The sequence below is a fragment of the Luteimicrobium xylanilyticum genome, assembly GCF_009429125.1.
Taxonomy (GTDB): domain Bacteria; phylum Actinomycetota; class Actinomycetes; order Actinomycetales; family Cellulomonadaceae; genus Luteimicrobium; species Luteimicrobium xylanilyticum.
On the sequence record NZ_CP045529.1, the window covers coordinates 2978036 to 2990330 of the forward strand.

The window sequence follows — 12295 nt, forward strand, 5'->3', positions numbered from 1 at the left end:
GCGTCGCCCTCGGTGAGCGGAACGACGTCAGGCGCCGAAGCCCACGCGCCCCGAGCGGGACGCCCGTAGCCGAGCGCCCTTCTCCCGGGCCTGGTCGCCCAGACGCTCCTGGAACGCGGACATCCGGTCCCTGAGCGCAGACGCGTCGTCGCCCGACCCGGCCCCGAGGATCCGCGCGGCGAGCAGCCCCGCGTTGCGGGCCCCGCCGACCGACACCGTCGCCACGGGAACACCCGCCGGCATCTGGACGATCGACAGCAGCGAGTCCATGCCGTCAAGGTGGGCGAGCGGCACGGGCACGCCGATCACGGGCAGCGGCGTGACCGCCGCGAGCATGCCCGGCAGGTGCGCGGCGCCGCCGGCCCCCGCCACGATCACACGCAGGCCGCGGTCTGCGGCGCTCCGGCCGTACTCGATCATCTCGGTCGGCATCCGGTGCGCGGACACCACGTCGACCTCGACGGGCACGCCGAACTCCGCCAGCGCGTCCGCGGCGGCCTGCATCACCGGCCAGTCGGAGTCCGAGCCCATGACGATCCCGACGAGCGGTGCCGCCTCCGTCGCCCCGTCACCCGTGGTCTGCTCGCTCATGCCGGCTCCTCGGTCGTGGTAGTGGTCGCGGCTGGGTCGCCGGCCGCTGCGTCGTCGTCGTGCAAGAGCGCGGCGGCCGCGCGGGCGCGCTCACGCGTCGCGTCGAGGTCCTCGCCGCTCACGTTCACGTGCCCCAGCTTGCGCCCCGGACGCACGTCCTTGCCGTACAGCCAGACGCGGGCTGCGCCGTCGGCGAGGACCGCGGGCAACGCGTCGGTGAGCTCGGCACGGTCCGAGCCGAGCACGTTCGCCATGACCGTCCAGGGCGCGAGGAGGGCGGTGTCGCCCAGCGGGAGATCCAGGACGGCCCGCAGGTGCTGCTCGAACTGGCTCGTGACCGAGCCGTCGATCGTCCAGTGGCCCGAGTTGTGCGGGCGCATCGCGAGCTCGTTGACGAGCACCCGGCCCGGCTCCCCCGGAGCCTCGCCGGGCACCTCGAACAGCTCGACGGCAAGGACCCCCGTCACGCCGAGGCCCTCCGCGATCGCCACGGCGACCTCGCGCGCGCGCGCCCCGAGGGCGGGGTCGAGGCCGGGGGCCGGTGCCGTGACCTCCGCGCACACCCCGTCACGCTGGACCGACTCGACGACCGGCCACGCCCGGACCTCCCCCGACGGACGCCGCGCCACCAGGGCGGCGAGCTCGCGCCGGAACGGGACCTTCTCCTCCACGAGAAGCTGGGGGCCGCCGTCCTGCGCGGCCGCGAGCCAGTCCGCGACGTCGTCCGGCGCCCGCACGACGCGTACGCCCTTCCCGTCGTAGCCGCCACGGCTCGTCTTCACGACCGCCTCGCCGCCCACCTCGTCGAGGAACGCCGCGAGCTCGCGCGCGCCCACCGCCGCGTCGACGTCCAGGGGGGCCCAGCGCGGGCACGGGACGCCGAGGGCCGTGAGCCGGGACCGCATGACGATCTTGTCCTGCGCGTGCCGCAACGCGTCCCGGCCCGGACGGACCGCGACGCCCTCCTCCTCGAGCGCGGCCAGGAGCGCGGAGGGTACGTGCTCGTGCTCGAACGTGAGGACGGCGGCCGCGTCACCGCCCGCCGGGGCAACGAGCGCGCGGACCGCAGCCTCGTCGGCGGCGTCCCCCACCGGCGCCTCCGCGAGGACCTGGGCCGCGGACCCGGCCGGCGACTCCACGAGCACCCGCAGGCGGACGCCCAGACGGGCGGCTGCGGGCGCCATCATGCGGGCGAGCTGCCCGCCTCCGACGACGGCCACGACTGGTGCTGACACGGTCCCCGAGCCTATCGGACCCGAGCCCAGGGGACGGCCGCCCAGCCCACGCCTCGGGCGCACTCAGGCTGCTGCGCTACGGTTCCCGGATGACCGACGCGATGCCCGACGCCACCGCCGGCCCGACCGGCACGCCCGAGGCCGAGCACCACGCCGTCCCCTTCGTGCTCGCCGCGTCCGAGGCGCCCGTCACCGACGCCGCTCACGTCGCCGCCGACACGGGTGCGCGCCGCCCCGGTCGCGACCGTCTGGCGGAGCTCGCGAAGTTCGGTTCGGTCGGTGCTCTGTCGTTCGTCGTCGACATGGGCCTGTTCAACCTGCTGCAGTTCGGCCCCGGCCACCTGCTCGCCGAGAAGCCGTTGACGGCCCGTGTCGTCTCCGTCGCAGTCGCGACCCTGGTCGCGTGGGTCGGCAACCGGCTGTGGACGTTCTCCGAGCGGCGCACCGAGAACCGGCCCCGCGAGCTAGCGGGGTTCGTGGTCGTGAACGTCGGCGGCCTGCTCATCGGCATCGGCGTGCTGGCCCTGTTCGTCTACGTTCTGGGACTCGACTCGCCGCTCGAGAAGAACGTCGCGAACATCCTCGGGATCGGGCTCGGCACGATCTTCCGGTACTTCGCGTACCGCCACCTCGTCTTCACGGGCGACCGCACCCCACCGAAGTAGTCCTCCTCGCGGCCCTTCGCGGCGTAGGCCGCGGTGGTCAGGCGCCGTCGGGCCTGCGCTTGCCCTTGCGGCCCCGCGCGCTCGAGACCGTCGCACCCGCCGGCAGCACCACGCGCGGGTCGAGCGTGTGCGGGACACCCGCGAGGAACACCGAGAACACGGCCGGACGGCGCTGCGACAGCTCGAGCCGGCCACCGTCCGCGGCCGCGAGGTCCCGCGCCAGCGCGAGGCCGAGCCCCGTCCCCTTCCCCGACGTCACCTCCCGCTCGAAGATGTTCGGCGCGAGCTCGTCGGGCACGCCCTCGCCCTCGTCGGCGACCTCGATGACGATGGAGCCCGAGCGCCCCGGGCGCGAGCGCACCGTCGTCGTACCGCCGCCGTGCGTGAGCGAGTTCTCGACGAGCGTCGCGAGCACCTGCGCGAGCGCGCCGGGCGTCGCGAGGACGTAGGTGTCGAGCGGGATGTCCACGACGAGCCGTCGGCCGGCGGACTCGAAGCTCGGCAGCCACTCCTCCTCCTGCTGCCGCACGACCTCGACGAGCCGCACGGCCTCCGTCGTACCGCCCTGGGCGCGTCGCGACCGCGTGAGGAGGTCGTCGACGACGGTCACGAGCCGTTCGACCTGCTCGAGCGAGATGCGGGCCTCCTCCTGGACGGCCGGGTCGTCCGACATGAGGGAGATCTCCTCGAGCCGCATCGACAGGGCCGTCAGGGGGGTGCGGAGCTGGTGCGACGCGTCGGCGGCGAACTGACGTTCCGTCGCGAGGCGGCTCGCGAGCCGGTCGGACGTGCGTGCCAGCTCGGCGGCGACCAGGTCGAGCTCCTCGACGCCCGACTCCTCCATCTGCGGGCGCACCTGTCCCGACCCGAGCTGTTCCGCGGACGCCGCCAGGTAGACGAGGGGCGCGGACAGCCGGTTCGCCTGGATCACCGCCATCGCGACGCCCGCGAGGATCGCCACGAGGGCGGCGGCGACGACGAACAGCACGATCCGCATCGACTGCCAGTACAGCGCCCAGTACGAGACCTCGAGCGTGACCAGCGCACCCTCGGACGTCCGCACCGCCCGTTGCTCCACGCGGCCCTGGATCTCGTCGCCCGCCTCAAGGGTCCGGCCGTCGTAGACGACGGTCGCGTGGGCCGGCACCTGGTTGTGGCCGCCGGTCGCCACGGCGACGCTCGCCTCGGAGGCGAGCGCCTCGTCACCGCTCGCGATCGCCCGGTCGACAGCACGCGCAAAGGTCTGGGTGCGGCGCTCCAGGCTGTCCAGGTCGTTGTCGTGGACGTACTGGGCGCCGAAGAACGCGAGGGGGAACCCGAGCAGCAGCACCGCCACCGCCACGGCGGCGACGGTGGCCTGCAGCATCCGCTGACGCACGGCTCAGACCTTCCCGACGCGACTAGGGGGCACGCGTGTCGTGGTGCCCGTGTGCTCGGCCTCAGTGCCCTCCGGTCTCGAACCGGAAGCCGAGCCCGCGGACCGTCGCGACGTAGCGAGGCGAGTTCGCGTCGTCGCCGAGCTTGCGACGCAGCCAGGAGACGTGCATGTCGAGCGTCTTGGTCGAGCCGGCCGGCTCGGCACCCCAGACCTCACGCATGAGCGTGTCGCGGACGACGACGCTGCCCGCGTTCTGCACGAGGACGCGCAGCAGGTCGAACTCCTTGGTCGTGAGGTGCAGCTCCCGGTCGCCCTGGAACGCGCGGTGCGCGGCGACGTCGACGACGACGTCCTGCGCGACGAGCTCCTCCTCGTCCGGCCCCTCGCCGCCGTGCGTGCGGCGCAGCAGCGCCCGGACGCGCGCCAGCAGCTCGGCGAGCCGGAACGGCTTGGTGACGTAGTCGTCGGCGCCGGCGTCGAGACCCACGACGAGGTCCACCTCGTCGGCGCGCGCGGTGAGGACGAGGATGGGGGTGGTCAGACCGGCGCCCCGGATCGCCCGCGCGACGTCGAGCCCGTCCATGTCCGGCAGGCCCAGGTCGAGGACGACGACGTCCGCAGCCTCCGCGGAGTCGATGGCACCTTGCCCGGTGCCCTGGACGACGACGTTGTATCCCTCGCGCGTCAGCGCACGTGCCAAAGGCTCGGCAATCGCCGTGTCATCCTCGGCCAGCAAGACGTTGGTCATTGCCCCATGCTAAAGCATTCCTCGGACCGGAGTCTCCCGTTTCGCGGGAGCTCGTCCTTACCGTCTCCGGGTCACGACCTGGCGTCCTGTACACCCACGGACGCACGTGTCGGGCCGCTGCGTCGCACCCCGGTCGGACGCGCGGCGTGCCTCGCCGATCCTACGCTGAGGCGGTGAGCTGGTACGAGAACGTCACGCGCTGGACCGAGCAGCACCGGTTCGGCGTCGACGCGACGGGCGCGGCCGCGCTCGCGCTCTTCCTCGTCGCCGCGAGCAGCGCCGAGCGGGACTACCTGCGCGGGGCGGCCTGGTTCGCGGTCGCGCTCAGCGCCGCGCTCGCCTGGCGCCGGACGCGGCCCGTGGCCTCCGTCGTCGCCGTCTACACCATCGCGCTCGTGCAGCTCGTCGTCGACCAGAGCGCCTCCGTCGCCTCCGTCGTGACCGTCCCCGTCGCGCTCTACTCGGTGACGGTCTCGGGGCCACGGTGGACGCACCGGACCGCGATCGCGACAGGGCTCCTGGGCGTCGTCGTCTCGGCGGTGCTCATGTCCGACCGTGGCGTCGGCCTCGCGACGACCACGCGCCAGGCGGCGGCCCTCACGCTCTTCGGCGGCGTCGTCCTGCTGGCCGTGTGGGCGTTCGGCCTCGTCCGGCGGTCGCGCCGCGAGACCCTGGAGGCCCTCCGCGACCGGGCCGAGCGGCTCGAGGTCGAGCGTGACCAGCAGGCACGGCTCGCGACCTCCGCCGAGCGGACCCGGATCGCACGCGAGCTCCACGACATCGTCGCGCACTCGCTGTCCGTGATGATCGCGCAGGCCGACGGCGGCCGGTACGCGGCCGCCACCGACCCCACCGCCCCCGAACGGTCGCTCACGACCATCGCCGAGACCGGCCGCGCCGCCCTCGCCGACATGCGGCGCATCCTCGGCGTGCTGCGCGCCGACCCGGACATCCCCGCGGCACCCTCGAGCGCCGTCGTCGGCGGCACCGCGACCGGGAGCCGCGGGCCGGCGCGCGCGGATCGGCCCACGGGGCCCGCCGCCGCACCGAGCGCGCCCTCCGCGCTCGCGCCGCAGCCGTCGGTCGAGGGGCTCGAGGCGCTCGTCGAGCAGGTGCGCGCCGGCGGGCCGCGCGTCTCGCTCGTCCGGGTCGGCACCCCGCGGCAGCTCCCGCCGGGCGCGGCGCTCACGATCTTCCGTGTCGCCCAGGAAGCGCTCACCAACGTCCTCAAGCACGCCGGCCCGTCGCCGAACGTGACTGTGGTCCTGCGCTGGGACGCGGACGCCGTCGTGCTCGACGTCCAGGACGACGGCCGGGGGGCCGCGGCCGCGAGCGACGGCGGCGGGTACGGACAGCTCGGGATGCGCGAGCGCGCCGCCGTGTTCGGGGGGACCGTGAGCACGGGGCCGCGCCCCGGCGGCGGCTACCGCGTGCACCTCGAGCTCCCGTCCCGGCTGCCCGACGGCGGCCTCGCCGTCCCCGAGCCCGACGGCGGCACCCCGGTAGAGTCCGGCACGTGAGCGCTCAGGGGAACGGTCCGGCCGGCGGTGCGGGTGCGGGAGGCGGCGCACCCGTACGGGTCGCGCTCGTCGACGACCAGCAGCTCGTCCGTGCCGGGTTCCGCATGGTCATCGACTCGCAGCCCGACCTGGAGGTCGTCGTCGAGGCGGGTGACGGCGCGCAGGCCCTGCGCCTGCTCGCCTCGCACCCCGTCGACGTCGTCCTCATGGACGTGCGCATGCCGAACCTCGACGGGCTCAGCGCGACCGCGCAGCTCACGGCCGGCGCCGCGGTGACGGGGGCCGCGGCCCCGCGGGTCATCGTCCTCACCACGTTCGACCTCGACGAGTACGTCCTCGAGGCGATCCGGGCGGGTGCGAGCGGGTTCCTCCTCAAGGACGCACCCCCGGAGGAGATGCTCGCCGCGATCCGGACCGTCCACGCCGGGGACGCCGTCATCGCGCCGTCGTCGACGCGTCGGCTCCTCGAGCACCTCGTGACTGCGCTGCCCGCCGACGCCGCCGTCGACCCGGAGGCACAGCACGCCCTCGACCAGCTCACCGACCGCGAGCGCGAGGTGCTGGTCCTCATGGCGCGGGGCCGGTCGAACCTCGAGATCGCCGCCGAGCTGTTCGTGGCCGAGGCGACCGTGAAGACGCACGTCGGGCGGATCCTCGCGAAGCTCGGCGCGCGCGACCGCGTGCAGGCCGTCGTCACCGCGTACGAGACGGGGCTGGTGCGTCCGGGCTCGCCGGACTGACCCTGCTCGCGACTTGTCAGGCGCTCGCCGCACCCCACCACCGCCCCCGCCTGACACCTCACGGGCTCCCGCGTGTTGTCAGGCGCTCGCCGCACCCCACCACCGCCCCCGCCTGACGGCCCGGGTTCAGACACGGGTCGAGAGGGCAGCGAGGTGGCGCCTGACGATCGCGAGCACGCGCTCCGGCTCGTGCCGTGCCGCCCCGGCGGGGATGCGGATCCGTAAGGTGCGCGCGTCCGAGCCCAGCTCCGCGTCGCGCAGGAGGTCGTCGTACCACTGCTCGCGCTCCAGGTGCCCGACGCCGTCCACCTCCACGATCAGCCGGCCACCGCCGCGCAGCCGCCACTCCACGTCGAGGAACCGCACCTTGCCGCGGGCGTCCCGACGGCGCTCCTGCCGCGACGGCTCCGCCAGCCCCGCGCGTCGGCACAGGCGGGCGAAGTCGATCTCCTCGAGCGACTGCGCGCCGCCGAGCACGTCGAGCAGCGCGAGCTGCATGGTGCGCCGGTGCCGGATCCGGCCCGCACGCTCCAGCTCGCCGAGCACCGCGTCCGGTGTCGTGAGCCGCTGCTGCGCGACGGCGGCCATCAGCCCCGAGGCGGTGCGCCACGACGGCTGCCACGCCGCCGCGTCGATCGCGGCGCGCTCGATCCGGTGCACCGGGAGCCCGCCCAGACGAGCGACGTCGTCGGTGTCGTGCCGCCGCGACTCGTGCACGACGAGCCACGGGTACCGGGCGATCCGCGTCCCGCGCGGGACCACGGCGTGGATCGGCTCCCGCCGCCAGCGCTCGATCCCGTGCAGTTCCAGCGCCGTCCACGCGGCGAGTGCGGTCGGCGCGGGCCCGGCACCGAGCACCGCCACCCAGCACAGCGCCCGACGACCGAGCGGCCCCCGGTGCAGCACCACCACCCGTGACGACACCGTGCGCCACCGCCTGGCCGCCACGTGCGAGGCGACGTGGTCGTCCGTGATACCGAGCGCCGCGAGCTGACGACGCGAGCAGACGCCGTGCTGGCGCGCTGCGAGCGCACGCAGACCAGGCACGAGGGTGAGGACGTCGGCTCGACCTGTCATCGGGCCAAGGTGCCGCGAGGCTCGGCGTCCCTGCGCCGCCCGGTACCGCCGCTGTGGACAAGGGCTCGTGTCCACAGGAACGGCGACGGCCGTCGCGGGGCCCCTGACGCGCCACCGACCGGTCCGGCCGCGTGCACCTGGGTGAGCGCCGTCGTCGGGCACCCAGGACCTGTCAGGCGCACACGTCCTCCCGGCCCCGCCACCGCCTGACACGCGCCCGGGGGGACGCACCGACGGACCGGGTACGACCTGAGGATGACCCGGGCCGCGCGCCGACCCGACCGCCGGGCGACGCGGGCGCCGGCACGCCGCCCGTAGCGTCGAGGGCACGGCCCGCCCCGGGCCCGTCCCGACCGTGCACCGACCGAAGGAGCCACCGTGGCCCCGTCCGACCAGCCCGCCCCGCCGACGCCACCGACGACGCCCGTCCCGCCGGCGGCCGTCCCCGGGCCCCCCGCGACCCCGGTCGCCGTCCGGGCCCGCGCCCTGACCAAGACGTACGGCCGCGGCGAGGCGACGGTGCGCGCGCTCGACGCCGTCGACGTCGACTTCGAGGCAGGCGCGTTCACGGCGATCATGGGGCCGTCGGGCTCGGGCAAGTCGACGCTCATGCACCTGCTCGCCGGGCTCGACTCGGCGTCGAGCGGCAGCGCGTACCTGGGCGGCACGGAGGTCACGGGCCTCAGCGACAAGGAGCTCACGCTGCTGCGCCGTGAGCGGGTGGGCTTCGTGTTCCAGTCGTTCAACCTGCTGCCCATGTTCACGGCCGAGCAGAACATCACGCTCCCGGTCGAGCTCGCGAACGGCACCGTGGACCGCGCGTGGCTCGAGATCCTCGTCGAGACGCTCGGTCTGGGGCAGCGCCTCACGCACCGGCCGTCGGAGCTGTCGGGCGGCCAGCAGCAGCGGGTCGCGATCGCCCGCGCCCTCATCACGAAGCCCGAGGTCGTGTTCGCGGACGAGCCGACGGGCAACCTGGACTCGCGCTCCGGCGCGGAGGTGCTGAGCTTCCTGCGCCGCTCGGTGCGCGAGCTCGGCCGCACGATCGTCATGGTCACGCACGACCCGTCCGCCGCGGCGTACGCGGACCGCGTCGTCCTGCTCGCGGACGGCCGCGTCGCCGGCGACATCCAGGACCCGACCCCCGAGGCCGCGCTCGCCGGCCTCGACGCCCTCCGCTCGCTCGACGACGCCGCGGTGGCCGTCCGATGATCCGGCTCACGCTCGCGCAGATGCGCCGCAGCGTCGCACGTCTGGCCGCGGCCGGCATCGCGATCGCGATCGGCACCGGCTTCGTCGCGGCGACCCTGGTCGCGTCCGACCTCATCCGCACCGCGACGACCGACTCGGTCGCCGCGCCGTACGCCCGGGCGGACCTCGTCGTGACGACCGACGGCGACCAGCTCCGGCCCGCGGACCTGAAGGCGGTCGCCGCGACCCCCGGCGTCGCCGCGGCAGCTCCCCTCGCCGTGACGGGCGAGGACATCTCCGCCCACGGCAAGACCATCAACGCGGAGTTCACCGGAACCACCACCGACTTGCGCCTCGAGCCGCAGCGCGTGCACGACGGCGCGTTCCCGTCCGCCGACGACGAGGTAGCCCTTCCCGTGGGCCAGGCCGAGCGCCTCGGCGTCACCGTCGGGGACACCGTCACGGTGAAGGTCGCCGGCAGCTACGACGACAAGGGCACCCAGGCCCCCGACCACACCTACCGGCTCCGCGTCGTCGGGACGCTCGACGACCCGTACGGGGCGTGGACGGACGCGGGCGGCGCCGGCATCGTCACCGCCGCGCGGCTCGGCGGCTGGCTGGCCCACGACTACGGCTCCGCTGCCGCCGTCGCCTACTCCGACGTCCTGGTCGCGCTCGACCCCGGCACCTCCACGGCGCAGGCCACGGCCGCGCTCGACGCCCTCTCCCTGCCCGACGGCGCCCGTGTCCTCACGCGCGACGCCCTCGCCCGCGAGCTCGCGGCGCAGGCCACCGGCGACGACGACGTCTTCACGTGGGTCGTCCTCACCTTCGCGGCGATCGCGCTCGTCGTCGCAGCGCTCGTCATCGCGAACACGTTCCAGGTGCTCGTCGCGCAGCGCGCGCGCACCCTCGCGCTCCTGCGGTGCGTCGGCTCGTCCAAGGGGCAGCTCGGTCGGTCGGTCGTCTTCGAGGCCACCGTGCTGGGCCTGGTGGGCTCGATCGTCGGCGTCGCTCTCGGCACCGCCCTCGCCCAGACGGTCCTCAGCATCCTCCGCACCCGCACGACGACGCCGCTCCCCCGCACCATCGAGGTGTCGGCGACGTCGGTGCTCGTGCCGCTCGTCGTCGGGACCGTCGTCACCGTCGTCGCGAGCCTCGCGCCGGCGCGCGCCGCGACCCGCGTCGCGCCCCTCGCGGCGCTGCGCCCGTCCGACGCGCCGACGCTGACCACCCGCGCCGGGAAGGTCCGCGGGGTGCTCGCGCTCCTCGCGACCGTCGGTGGGCTGGGGCTCCTCGGGGCCGCGGTGCTCGCCGGGACGCACGGGTCGCCCGAGATCGGGCTCGCCGTCGGCGTGGTCGGCGGGGCCACCTCGTTCCTCGGCATCCTCGTCGGGTCCGTGTTCTGGATGCCGCGCGTCGTGCACGCCGCGGGCGCGATGCTCGGCAAGGCCGGCGCCAGCTCGCGGCTCGCCTCCGCCAACACGCTCCGCAACCCCCGCCGCACGACGGCGACCAGCACCGCGCTCCTCATCGGCGTCACCCTGGTCGCGATGATGGCCACGGGCGCCGCGAGCGCCCGGGTCACGCTCGGCTCCACGCTCGACGAGCACTACCCCGTCGACGCCGTCGTCCAGTCCTACGACGGGGAGGACGGTCCCGGGCTCACCCCGGCGCTCCGCACCCGCCTCGCCGAGACGGACGGCGTGCGCCGGGTCGTCCCGCTCGCCAGCACCGGCGGCGAGCTCGAGATCGGCAAGGAGACCTCCGGGGTCGCGCTGTTCGGCGTCGACCCGGCGTCGGCCCGGGCCGTCGTCCGGAACCCGGCGGTGTTCGCGGGTCTCGACGACACGAGCATCGTCGTCGACCGCATGCAGGCCGACGTGGGGAACACCACGCTCCACGACGGCGACACCGTCACCCTGCACGCGACCGACTCGAACGGCGATCCGACGGGTGCAGGCGTGCGTCTGAAGGTCCACGTGGCGACCATCAGCGCCGGCGACGTCTACGTCACGCCCGCGGTGCTCGCCCGCCTCGCCCCGCACGCCGTGACCGGGACCGCCTGGCTCGCGTTCGCGGACCACGCCGACGCGGCCGACACGCTCGCCGCCGTCCAGGACACCGTCGCGGCCGAGGACTCGTCGATCGGCGTCGTCGGGCCTGCGGCGGAGCACGCGTCGATGGAGAAGGTCGTCGACACGATCCTCGCGATCGTCCTCGGCCTGCTCGCGGTGGCCGTCGTGATCGCGCTCGTCGGCGTCGCCAACACCTTGTCCCTGTCCGTCCTCGAACGGCGTCGCGAGTCCGCGACGCTCCGGGCCATCGGGCTCACCCGCGGCCAGCTGCGGTGGATGCTCGCACAGGAGGGCATGCTCATCGCCGGGGTCGGCGCCGTCGTCGGGATCGTCCTCGGCATCGTCTACGGGTGGGCGGGAGCCGCCGCAGCGCTGGGCAGCTTCGGCCCGTCGCCCCTCGTCGTGCCGTGGGCGACGCTCGGCGTGGTCCTCGTCGTCGCGCTCGTCGCCGGGCTCGTCGCGTCCGTCCTGCCCGGGCGCAGTGCGGCCAGGACGTCGCCGGTGGCGGCGCTCGCCGTCGAGTAGACGCGGTCGGCGAGGCTACGAGTCCCCGTCCCGGGGTGCGCGATCGGTCGTGAGAGCGACGACGCTCGGGACCATGAGGAGGACGAGCAGCACGACCGAGACGAGGACGAGCACCCCGGCCCACGGCGACCGGGTCTCCTGCCACCACGTCACGCCGACGAGCGCCTGGAGGATCTGCCAGGTGGCGACGGGCGACCGCGCCCACCGCGCGCCGCTGTGCAGCGCCCGCCCGGCCACGCCGAGGAGGGCGGCGAGGGCCAGCGCGAGGACGACGAGCGCGATGCTCGTACCGGCGGCGTCGGACTTGCCCCGCACGAGCTCGACCAGGACGACCACCGCCCCGACCGCGAGGCCGACCCCTTCGAGGAGCGTCCCCCCGACGAGGCAGCGGAGGGTCCAGGGACGCTCGGGCCGGCTGGGCGGCGGGGCGGGGGTGCTCATCGGGCCATTGTCCCGCACGGCTCGGCCGGGGGGCTCGGAGCGGTACGGCCGGGTGGACGGTCCGCGGGCCTGCCCCGCCCGGTCGCCGCCGACGAAGTGGGACGTG

11 protein-coding genes are annotated in these 12295 nt (G+C 75.1%); 5 read left to right on the forward strand and 6 right to left on the reverse strand.

Annotated features, from left to right (window positions below):
• Positions 1 to 27 precede the first annotated feature (27 nt).
• Together purE and KDY119_RS13165 are read right to left on the reverse strand one after the other, a co-directional pair.
• A complete protein-coding gene (purE, locus tag KDY119_RS13160) occupies positions 28 to 591 on the reverse strand; it encodes a 5-(carboxyamino)imidazole ribonucleotide mutase (protein WP_036946782.1) in 564 nt (187 codons plus the stop codon).
• A complete protein-coding gene (locus KDY119_RS13165) occupies positions 588 to 1826 on the reverse strand; it encodes a 5-(carboxyamino)imidazole ribonucleotide synthase (protein ID WP_051136207.1) in 1239 nt (412 codons plus the stop codon). The genes purE and KDY119_RS13165 overlap by 4 nt, the downstream gene beginning before the upstream one ends.
• 89 nt (positions 1827 to 1915) lie before the next feature.
• Here KDY119_RS13165 and KDY119_RS13170 point away from each other — a divergent pair, with 89 nt between their 5' ends.
• Positions 1916 to 2491, forward strand: a complete 576-nt coding sequence (locus KDY119_RS13170) for a GtrA family protein (protein WP_227994339.1) — start codon at positions 1916 to 1918, stop codon at positions 2489 to 2491.
• 37 nt (positions 2492 to 2528) lie between these two features.
• Here KDY119_RS13170 and KDY119_RS13175 read toward each other — a convergent pair whose 3' ends face one another.
• Together KDY119_RS13175 and KDY119_RS13180 are read right to left on the reverse strand one after the other, a co-directional pair.
• Positions 2529 to 3869 carry an ATP-binding protein gene (locus tag KDY119_RS13175; protein WP_036946785.1) on the reverse strand — a complete coding sequence of 447 codons (1341 nt, stop codon included), beginning with the start codon at positions 3867 to 3869 and terminating at the stop codon, positions 2529 to 2531.
• 61 nt (positions 3870 to 3930) lie between these two features.
• A complete protein-coding gene (locus KDY119_RS13180; protein ID WP_036946787.1) occupies positions 3931 to 4617 on the reverse strand; it encodes a response regulator transcription factor in 687 nt (228 codons plus the stop codon).
• A 173-nt stretch (positions 4618 to 4790) separates the two neighbouring features.
• Between KDY119_RS13180 and KDY119_RS13185 the strand changes: the two genes are divergently transcribed.
• Both KDY119_RS13185 and KDY119_RS13190 read left to right on the forward strand, forming a co-directional pair.
• On the forward strand, positions 4791 to 6137 hold the full coding sequence (locus tag KDY119_RS13185; protein WP_153022418.1) for a sensor histidine kinase: 1347 nt from the start codon (positions 4791 to 4793) through the stop codon (positions 6135 to 6137).
• Positions 6134 to 6877 (forward strand): response regulator, encoded by a 744-nt coding sequence (locus KDY119_RS13190; RefSeq protein ID WP_051136208.1) that lies wholly within the window; start codon positions 6134 to 6136, stop codon positions 6875 to 6877. Before KDY119_RS13185 ends, KDY119_RS13190 begins: the two co-directional genes overlap by 4 nt.
• A gap of 126 nt (positions 6878 to 7003) precedes the next feature.
• Here the strand turns inward: KDY119_RS13190 and KDY119_RS13195 are convergent, their stop codons facing one another.
• A complete protein-coding gene (locus tag KDY119_RS13195) occupies positions 7004 to 7954 on the reverse strand; it encodes a PDDEXK family nuclease (protein ID WP_036946789.1) in 951 nt (316 codons plus the stop codon).
• A 378-nt stretch (positions 7955 to 8332) separates the two neighbouring features.
• Between KDY119_RS13195 and KDY119_RS13200 the strand changes: the two genes are divergently transcribed.
• Positions 8333 to 9166 carry an ABC transporter ATP-binding protein gene (locus KDY119_RS13200; RefSeq protein ID WP_153022419.1) on the forward strand — a complete coding sequence of 278 codons (834 nt, stop codon included), beginning with the start codon at positions 8333 to 8335 and terminating at the stop codon, positions 9164 to 9166.
• Positions 9163 to 11748 carry an FtsX-like permease family protein gene (locus KDY119_RS13205; RefSeq protein ID WP_153022420.1) on the forward strand — a complete coding sequence of 862 codons (2586 nt, stop codon included), beginning with the start codon at positions 9163 to 9165 and terminating at the stop codon, positions 11746 to 11748. The genes KDY119_RS13200 and KDY119_RS13205 overlap by 4 nt, the downstream gene beginning before the upstream one ends.
• Positions 11749 to 11763: 15 nt before the next feature.
• Here the strand turns inward: KDY119_RS13205 and KDY119_RS13210 are convergent, their stop codons facing one another.
• Positions 11764 to 12189, reverse strand: coding sequence for a hypothetical protein (locus tag KDY119_RS13210; RefSeq protein WP_153022421.1), 426 nt, complete (start codon positions 12187 to 12189; stop codon positions 11764 to 11766).
• Positions 12190 to 12295: the final 106 nt, after the last annotated feature.

Coding starts and splice junctions, on each gene's coding strand:
- purE (WP_036946782.1), bottom strand. CDS start 591: ATGAGCGAGCAGACCACGGGTGACGGGGCGACGGAGGCGGCACCGCTC.
- KDY119_RS13170 (WP_227994339.1), top strand. CDS start 1,916: ATGACCGACGCGATGCCCGACGCCACCGCCGGCCCGACCGGCACGCCC.
- KDY119_RS13180 (WP_036946787.1), bottom strand. CDS start 4,617: ATGACCAACGTCTTGCTGGCCGAGGATGACACGGCGATTGCCGAGCCT.
- KDY119_RS13195 (WP_036946789.1), bottom strand. CDS start 7,954: ATGACAGGTCGAGCCGACGTCCTCACCCTCGTGCCTGGTCTGCGTGCG.
- KDY119_RS13205 (WP_153022420.1), top strand. CDS start 9,163: ATGATCCGGCTCACGCTCGCGCAGATGCGCCGCAGCGTCGCACGTCTG.
- KDY119_RS13210 (WP_153022421.1), bottom strand. CDS start 12,189: ATGAGCACCCCCGCCCCGCCGCCCAGCCGGCCCGAGCGTCCCTGGACC.